At 62.2% G+C, this 7463-nt stretch carries 8 protein-coding genes and 1 tRNA gene; 2 read left to right on the forward strand and 7 right to left on the reverse strand.

All coding sequences use genetic code 11. The features are described from left to right. Window positions 1-5 precede the first annotated feature (5 nt). Genes ROG8370_RS15270 through ROG8370_RS15300 form a run of 7 tightly spaced genes read right to left on the reverse strand, consistent with a single transcriptional unit; the run spans window position 6 to window position 6407 of the window. A complete protein-coding gene (locus tag ROG8370_RS15270) occupies window positions 6-935 on the reverse strand; it encodes an AEC family transporter (protein ID WP_085828042.1) in 930 nt (309 codons plus the stop codon). A gap of 4 nt (window positions 936-939) precedes the next feature. Next, window positions 940-1737, reverse strand: a complete 798-nt coding sequence (locus ROG8370_RS15275; RefSeq protein WP_085828043.1) for an MBL fold metallo-hydrolase — start codon at window positions 1735-1737, stop codon at window positions 940-942. Continuing rightward, window positions 1737-2528 (reverse strand): TatD family hydrolase, encoded by a 792-nt coding sequence (locus ROG8370_RS15280; protein WP_085828044.1) that lies wholly within the window; start codon window positions 2526-2528, stop codon window positions 1737-1739. The genes ROG8370_RS15275 and ROG8370_RS15280 overlap by 1 nt, the downstream gene beginning before the upstream one ends. Window positions 2529-2547: 19 nt before the next feature. Continuing rightward, window positions 2548-3669 (reverse strand): DNA polymerase III subunit delta', encoded by a 1122-nt coding sequence (locus ROG8370_RS15285; RefSeq protein ID WP_085828045.1) that lies wholly within the window; start codon window positions 3667-3669, stop codon window positions 2548-2550. Continuing rightward, on the reverse strand, window positions 3666-4292 hold the full coding sequence (gene tmk, locus ROG8370_RS15290; RefSeq protein ID WP_085828046.1) for a dTMP kinase: 627 nt from the start codon (window positions 4290-4292) through the stop codon (window positions 3666-3668). The genes ROG8370_RS15285 and tmk overlap by 4 nt, the downstream gene beginning before the upstream one ends. After that, window positions 4289-5458, reverse strand: a complete 1170-nt coding sequence (locus ROG8370_RS15295; protein ID WP_170925260.1) for a D-alanyl-D-alanine carboxypeptidase family protein — start codon at window positions 5456-5458, stop codon at window positions 4289-4291. The genes tmk and ROG8370_RS15295 overlap by 4 nt, the downstream gene beginning before the upstream one ends. Window positions 5459-5471: 13 nt before the next feature. Next, entirely contained in the window at window positions 5472-6407 is a 936-nt protein-coding gene (locus ROG8370_RS15300; RefSeq protein ID WP_085828047.1) for an SPOR domain-containing protein, read from the reverse strand. A gap of 206 nt (window positions 6408-6613) precedes the next feature. Here ROG8370_RS15300 and ROG8370_RS15305 point away from each other — a divergent pair. Together ROG8370_RS15305 and ROG8370_RS15310 are read left to right on the forward strand one after the other, a co-directional pair. Then, window positions 6614-6703 (forward strand) — tRNA-Ser (locus ROG8370_RS15305). A 391-nt stretch (window positions 6704-7094) separates the two neighbouring features. After that, window positions 7095-7349: a helix-turn-helix transcriptional regulator gene (locus tag ROG8370_RS15310; protein WP_170925261.1), complete on the forward strand. Its 255-nt coding sequence runs from the start codon at window positions 7095-7097 to the stop codon at window positions 7347-7349. Window positions 7350-7463 lie beyond the last annotated feature (114 nt).

Below are 7463 nucleotides of genomic sequence, written 5' to 3' on the forward strand. Positions count from 1 at the left end.
GCCGCTCAGGGCAGAACCTGAAGCCAGACCCAAGCCGTGACAATCGTCAGCGCGGTGGACAAGAGCACGCTGGAAGCCGCCACACGTTTTGCGTGACCATAGATATTGGCAAAGATATAGGCGTTGACGCCGGGCGCCATCGCCCCGGTCACCACCGCCGAGCGCAGTGACGCATCCGACAGATCAAACGCTCGGCCAAGCCCGAAGGTGATCAGCGGATGCGCCACAAGCGCCACCGCGCAGACGTAAAAGATCACCCGCAAATCGCCCTCGGGGCGGTATTGCACCAAGACCCCGCCAAGCCCGAACAAGGCCGCCGGCAGCGCCGCGCGCACCATCAGATCAAGCGCATCATTCACCGGCCCCGGCAGCGCAAACCCCGAGAGGTTCACCGCAAAACCAAGCGCCACGCCCATGATAAGCGTGTTGGAAAACATCGCCTTGAGCACCTTGACCACAATCGCAGGCCCCGCCGCGCCGCGCGCCTTGACGACCTCCATCACGGTAATGCCGATGCAATAACAAAACGGCGAGTGCATTGAGATAATGGCGAAATTCGCGGTCATCGAGGCCGCGCCATAGGCCCGCTCCATGATCGGTAGGCCCAGCAGGACCGAGTTCGAGAACAAACAGCAAAAGCCGATGGCGACCGCGTCTTCCCATGTGCGCGAGAACAGATAGCGCGCGCCGAACAACCCCAAAAGGAACCCCGAAAACGCCCCTACATAAAAGCTGGTGAGCAGGCGCCAGTCAAAGCTCTGGCCCAGATCAAGCCGCGAAATCGCGGTGAACAACAGGCAGGGAATGGCGAATTTCTGGGTGAAGGCCATCAAGCCGTCAACGCCTGCCTGGCTGAACCAGCCGCGCCAGACCGCGAGATAGCCGAACCCGATCACAAGAAAGACCGGCAGGATGACTTCGATCAGCGCCTGCATCGCCTCAGACCGGATAGCGGATGGTCATTCCATCATAGGCCGGCGTGATATGCTCGGGCAGTTCTTCGACAAGGGTCTGATAATCCATGTCGATATGCATATTGGTCAGAATCCCCCGGCGCGGCGCGGCGCGTTCCATCCATTCAAGCGAGCGCGCAAGATGGGCATGTGTCGGGTGCGGCGTGCGGCGCAGCGCATCGAGCACCCAGCAATCAAGCCCCTCAAGCACCGGCCAGACATCCTCCGGGATTGCTGCCACATCGGGCAGATAGGCAAAGCCATCAACGCGAAAGCCAAGCGCCTCGATCGAGCCGTGATTGACCTCGAAGGGCTGTAATTTGACTGGTCCCCCGGCGCCGGTGATCTCGAACGCGCCATCAATGGTGTGCATGTCAAGGATCGGCGGATAGGGGCTATCCTCGGGCTGGGTAAAGGCATAGCCAAAGCGCGCATAAAGCGCGTTCTGCGTGTCGCCATCGGCCCAGACCGGCAGGCGTTGACGCATGTTGAACACGATCATGCGCAGATCGTCGATGCCATGCACATGATCGGCGTGGCTATGGGTATAGACCACCGCGTCAAGCGCGCCGACACCGGCATCCAGAAGCTGGGCGCGCAGATCGGGTGAGCTGTCGATCAGGACACGGGTCACGCCGCCCTCGTCCTCGCGCTCGATCAACATCGAACAGCGGCGGCGGGTGTTCTTGGGGTTATCTGGGTCGCAATCGCCCCAATGCCCGCCAAGGCGCGGCACGCCGCCCGATGATCCACAGCCAAGGATCGTAAAGCGCAGCTCGCCCATCACAGCACCGCCTTGGGGAACAGACGCTCGAAATTGGCCTCGGTCCGGGCGGCGAATTCGGGCCAATCCATGCCGAAGACCTCGGCGCCCTTCTGGGCGGTGTGAAAGGTATAGGCCGGCTCGTTGCGCTTGCCGCGATAGGGCGGCGGCGCAAGGTACGGCGCGTCGGTTTCCACCAAAATCCGCTCGACCGGGGCGCTGGCAAAGATATCGCGCACCTCCTGGCTTTTGGGGAATGTGGCGATGCCCGACATCGAGAGGTAAAACCCAAGCTCAAGCGCGGCCCTGGCAAGCTCTGGCCCCGAAGAAAAGCAATGCATGACGCAGGTATAGGCGCCGTTGTTCATTTCCTCGGTCAAAATTTGCGCCATATCCTCATCGGCGCCGCGCGCATGGATGATCAGCGGCAGGCCGGTCTCGCGCGCGGCCTCGATATGAATGCGCAGGCTTTGCTTTTGCACATCGGCGCTCTCGGCGGTGTAGTGGTAATCAAGCCCGGTCTCGCCGATGCCGACAAACTTGGGGTGCGCGGCAAGGCGAATAAGGTCTTCGACACTCACCATCGGCTCTGCCGCGGCGCTCATCGGGTGGGTGCCGGCAGCATAGAACACCGGCGTGTATTTTTCGGCAATCGCGCGCACCTCGGGCTCTGTGCGCAGCTTGGTGCAGATCGTGACCATGCGATGCACGCCCGCCTCAAGCGCGCGCCCGATCACCTGATCGCGCTCGGCGTCGAAATCGGGAAAGTCGAGGTGGCAATGGCTGTCGGTGATCTTGATATTCTGGGTCATGACTATCCTTGCGCGGGCCTTAGCCTGCGGCGGTTTTCTGGATTTTGAACACCGTATCAAGCACCAGAGCGGCAGGGTCAAGGTTGACCGCCCGCCCGTGTCGGGCGCGCGCGCCGATCTCTTGCGCGCAATCGGCCCAGGCCCGCGCCATTTGCGGCGTCGAGGACAGGCGCGCCAAAAGCGCCGCCTCGCCGTTCGCGGCCTCGATTGCAGGGGGATGGCCAATCGCTCCCGTGCGCGCGAGACGCGCCAGCAAAAGGTCGGTCAGCCCCATCAAGAGATCAAGCCGCTCTTCGGCGCCCCGCGTCGCCGCCGCCTCGGCCAGCTTGAGCGCGCGACTGCGGTCAAGCCGCGGCAGGCTGTCGAGCAGGCCGACAAGTTCGCTATAGATCTTGAGCCCGCCAAGATTGATCAGGCGCACCGCCTCGCCAACAGAGCCGCCCGAAAGTTCGGCCAGGGCACCCGCGTCGCCCTCGGGGATGATCCCGGCCTGATCAAGCGCCTGCGCCATCTCGGGGGCCTCCAGGGCATGCAGCCGCAGCGTGCGACAGCGCGAGCGGATCGTCGGCAAGAGCCCCGAGGGCTGATGGCTGATCAACAAGATCGTGGTGCGCGCGGGCGGCTCTTCGAGCATTTTCAGGATCGCGTTGGCGGCTTGGGTGTTGAGGTCATCGGCCGCATCGACGATCACCACCCGCCGCCCGCCGTCCGCCGCCGAGAGGGAAAAGAAGTTGCCAAGCTTGCGCACCTCTTTGACCAGGATTTCGCTGGCCAGCCGATCGCCCTTGTCGGTCGGCCCACGGCGCAACAAAAACAGTCCCGGATCCGAGAGCGCCAGCACGCGGCGCGCCACCGGATGATCCGGCGCGATATCAAGCGTCACAGGCGGGGGTGGCGCGCCGAAAAGCCCGTCGTCCGGCACGAGCGGCGTGGCCAAAAGAAACCGCGCAATTGACCAGGCCAGCGTTGCCTTGCCAACGCCGCGCGGCCCGGTGATCAGCCAGCCGTGATGCAACCGTCCGGTGATGAAGGCGTCAAGGAACTCGGCCTCTGCCGCGCCCTGCCCGATCACCTGTGCGGTTTCGCGCGGATGCGGCGCGCCCTCGACGCGGTCGGGTTCCGGAAGGCCCGTGTCACTCATGACAGATGCGCCCCGGCCACGGCGGCCACATCCACCGCCACATCCTCAAGCGGGCGATTGCCGTCGATGGTGACAAAGCGGTCGGAAAATTCCTCGGCCAGCGCCAGAAACCCGGCGCGCATCTTTTCCTGCAAACCCTCGCCGAAGGATTCAAATCGCTCCTCATCGCCGCCCCGCGACAAGGCCCGGCCAAGCCCTGTGGCGGGGTCGATATCAATCAACAGCGTCAGGTCGGGTTCGCGCCCGATCATCAGGTCGTGCAACTGATCCACCGCCGCACGCAAATCGCCGCGGCTTAACCCCTGATACATCCGTGTGCTATCGGCAAAGCGGTCGCAGATCACCACCTGTCCGGCGGCAATCGCCGGGGCAATCGTGCGCTCAAGGTGGTCGCGCCGCGCCGCCGTGAACAAAAGCAGTTCGGTTTCCGCCGACCAGCGGTCGCGCTCGCCCGTCAGCACGAGTTTGCGGATTTCCTCGGCGCCCGGACTTCCGCCCGGCTCGCGGGTCAGCACCACCTCGCGCCCCTGCGCGCGCAGGGCTTCGGCCAAAAGCCGGGCCTGCGTGGATTTACCAGAGCCGTCGATGCCCTCGAAACTGATGAAAAGGCCCGGCCTGCTCAAAGCGCCCCCTCGGGCCCTTGTTGCAACCGCGTCAGCAACAGCCCCGAGACCGTGCGCAGGCGCGCGGTAAAGCCACCCTTGGCCACATCCTCTGAGGCGACCAGCGGCACGCGGGTTTGCGGCAGGCCCTCGGGCGCAAACACCAGCTCTGCGATTTTGTCGCCCTTCTTGACCGGCGCACGCACCGGTCCGGTAAAGACCACCTCGGCCTTCAGTGTGCCGCCACCGAGCACTGGCATCAGGGTGCTTACGTCCTCTGCCGGGGTCAGGCCGACGCTATCGGCCTCGCCCATCCAAATCGGCGCGCGCGCCACTTCTTCGCCCGCCTTCACCACGGATTTCTGGGCAAACTGGCGAAAGGACCAGTTGACGATTGCCTCGGCTTCGCGGGCGCGGGCCTGTGCGCTTTCAAGACCCGAGAGCACGAAAACCACGCGGCGGTCGCCCTGTTTGGCCGAACCGGTCAGCCCATAGCCCGCCTGTTGGGTGTGCCCGGTCTTGAGGCCATCCGCCCCGACCCCGAGGCTCAGAAGCGGGTTGCGGTTTTGCGAGTTGCGCGGCGCGCGCCCGTCAAACTGAAACTCGGTTTCGGAAAACATCGGATAGAAATTCGGGAAATCGGTGATGATGTGGCGCGCCAGAAGCGCGAGGTCTCGCATGCTCATCTCATGGCCCGCAGCAGGCCAGCCATTCGAGTTCTTGAAGGTCGAATTGGTCATGCCCATCTGCTGGGCGCGCTGTGTCATGAAGGCGGCAAAGCCCGCTTCCGATCCATCGGGGCTTAGCGCTTCGGCGATCACGGCGCAGGCGTCATTGCCCGACAAGACGATGATGCCGCGCAGCAGATCCTCGACCTTGACCCGATCCGTGGTGTCCAGAAACATCGTCGAGCCGGCATAGCTCATGGCGTGGCGCGACACCGGCAGACGCTCTTCCAGCGACAGGCGGCCATCGCGGATCGCCTCGAAGGCGACGTAAAGCGTCATCAGCTTGGACATCGAGGCCGGCGGCATCGGCGTATCGGCGTTCTTGTCAAGCAGCACCGTGCCGGTGGTCATGTCAAACACGAAGGCCGCCTTGGCCCCGGTGTCAAACGCCTGCGCCGGAAGCGCCAGAACAAGGCCCACCACGATGGATGACAGTATGCGTCGGATGAAAAGCGTCATGACGCCCCCCGGATCAGTTGGTAACAGGATAGGCATCGTCAAAGCCGATGCCCTTGATCTTCTTAAGCAAAACGCCCCGCTCAGAGCTGCTTGTGGCCGGGCCGACAATCACGCGCCAGAACTTTTTGCCCTGCGATGTCTGCTCGATCACCGTGGGCAGCATACCGGCCTGGCGCATGGCGGTGGCGGTGTTGCTGGCGTTTTGTTCGACGCTGAAAATCCCGATCTGGATGAATGGCTTTTCAAGCGACGACGCGCGGCGCGCGGGGGCGGCAGCGGGTGCAGGCGCAGGTTTTGGCTTGGCCGCGGGCGCAGGGGATGGGGTTGGTGTCGCGGGTTTGGCGGCCTTGGCCTCGGCGGCGTCAATCGCGGCGGCGGCACCTGCGATCGGGTCAAGCGAGGTCGCCTCGATATCGTTCGGCGCGGCAAGCTCTGTGGTCTGCGCATCCTCCGGGGTGACCGGGGCGACAGGGGTTTCCTCGCGCCGCAGCGCGGTCACGTTGAGTTGCACCGGTGCACCGGCCAGCATGCCGAGGGCGTTGGCGGCATCCGAAGAGGCCTGCAATGTCGGGCCGGGGTTGTCGCGTTCGCGACGAAACAGAGCGCCGATCACGAATTTCGAATTGGCGGTATTGCGGATGATCACGCGCTCGGGTTCCTTGACATCCGGATGCGCCACCCAAACCCCGCCAAGCGAGGGGCGACCATCCCAGAGGCCCATGTCGGTGACCTGAAACACATCGGGCGCCTCGACATCACGTTCAACCAGTTTCACGGTTGACGTCGTGGCCGTGCCCTCGGCCGTCTGGCCCGGCTTGGCCTGAAACGGATTGGCGAACTGACCGCCGTCATCACATCCCGCCAGAACCGCAAGCCCAAGACCCGCCATCGCCAGTGTTTTCCAGCCTGCGCGCAGTCTTGATCCCTTGCCACCCGATTGAATAAACATGCATTGCCCCTTGCCTGTGAACACGCCCAAAAAGCGCGTCTCGCCGGTTTATCCGGTCCTGTTGATACTCGCTTGCGGCATACCGCCCGCGCGCAGTCTAGCGCCTTGCCCTGCCCAAGAAAAGCACGCAGGTGCACGATGGGCGAATTTCCCCGCAAAACAACATCTTTCAGAATCGCAAAAGCCATTGTAGAGCAGTGATCGTCGGAGGAGTGGCAGAGTGGTCGAATGCACCGGTCTTGAAAACCGACGAGGGTGAAAGTCCTCCGTGGGTTCGAATCCCACCTCCTCCGCCATTTTATCCAATAATCAATTGTTTTTACTTGCTAAAATTATACGCAACAATTTTATACCACCAACCATGCCACCAACGATATTGCAACGGAATGCAACAGATTGCGCCTACGTGCCGCTGTTCTTCGACCTAATGGCTTAGCGATTCAGAAGGTTGCTTCTTGCCTTCGAGCACTGCGTCTGTAGTGAGCGGACCAAATTTCCAGTCGTAACACCGAATTCCGCGAACATCGCAATCGAGAGCCTGCAGAATTCTCTCGAATTCTCCGGCAATGCGGCGAAAAACTTGCTATACTAGGGTATCTAACAATCTGCACATGATTGAAGTCCGTCGGGAGCCGCAAGCCAACCGACGGGCCTGTAAAGTCGTGTGCTCCACCAGGAGATCCCATAATGCCCACACCCTCGAACACCCTCTATCTGTCAGTCGATCAAGTTGCAAAGCGCTTCAGCGTCTCGAAAGATTCAATCTGGCGCTGGAAGCGGAATGGCGACTTTCCGACGCCGGTTAAACTGGGTGGAACGACAACCCGTTGGCGTCTTTCAGATATCGAAGAGTGGGAGAACCAGCTGGCCTGTGGGTTCATCACCTGCCTTGGGTTTGAGCCGTATGGATTGACCATGCTGTTGATTGCCACTGAGAACTGACCCGGCAACTGCAGAAATTGTCATTGAGAATTGACCCATGTGCAACCTTACCCCTGCTTGATTCAGCTGGGGGCTATTGGAGTGGTAGACATGGGATTTTTGAGGGTTATTCGG

Source organism: Roseovarius gaetbuli (assembly GCF_900172365.1).
Lineage (GTDB): Bacteria > Pseudomonadota > Alphaproteobacteria > Rhodobacterales > Rhodobacteraceae > Roseovarius > Roseovarius gaetbuli.

Bases quoted from the DNA above. Each gene is read 5' to 3' on its own strand.
- ROG8370_RS15310 (WP_170925261.1), top strand. From the start codon at position 7,095: ATGCCCACACCCTCGAACACCCTCTATCTGTCAGTCGATCAAGTTGCA.
- ROG8370_RS15295 (WP_170925260.1), bottom strand. From the start codon at position 5,458: ATGACGCTTTTCATCCGACGCATACTGTCATCCATCGTGGTGGGCCTT.
- ROG8370_RS15285 (WP_085828045.1), bottom strand. From the start codon at position 3,669: ATGAGTGACACGGGCCTTCCGGAACCCGACCGCGTCGAGGGCGCGCCG.
- ROG8370_RS15275 (WP_085828043.1), bottom strand. From the start codon at position 1,737: ATGGGCGAGCTGCGCTTTACGATCCTTGGCTGTGGATCATCGGGCGGC.
- ROG8370_RS15270 (WP_085828042.1), bottom strand. From the start codon at position 935: ATGCAGGCGCTGATCGAAGTCATCCTGCCGGTCTTTCTTGTGATCGGG.
- ROG8370_RS15300 (WP_085828047.1), bottom strand. From the start codon at position 6,407: ATGTTTATTCAATCGGGTGGCAAGGGATCAAGACTGCGCGCAGGCTGG.
- ROG8370_RS15280 (WP_085828044.1), bottom strand. From the start codon at position 2,528: ATGACCCAGAATATCAAGATCACCGACAGCCATTGCCACCTCGACTTT.